Consider the following 218-nt stretch of genomic DNA (forward strand, 5'->3'; position numbering starts at 1 on the left):
CCGGGATAACGCCGGATAATAGCCAGACACAGGTACAACATCAGGGCAATATCCCGGTTGTCAATATCGCCACACCGAATGACGCCGGGATATCCCATAACACCTACCAAGAATTTAACGTTGCCACTCAGGGCGCCGTGTTGAATAACGCCATTCAGGCGGCGCAATCACAACTGGCCGGGCAACTTAACGCCAACCCTAATTTGCATGGCAAAGCG

General features: G+C 52.8%; 1 protein-coding gene. It reads left to right on the top strand.

The window, feature by feature from the left end:
- Nucleotides 1–218: two-partner secretion domain-containing protein (locus ABR397_RS24865; protein ID WP_350307993.1), on the top strand; the 218-nt coding region annotated here is incomplete at both ends.

The sequence above is a fragment of the Photorhabdus viridis genome, from assembly GCF_040256935.1.
GTDB lineage: Bacteria > Pseudomonadota > Gammaproteobacteria > Enterobacterales > Enterobacteriaceae > Photorhabdus > Photorhabdus viridis.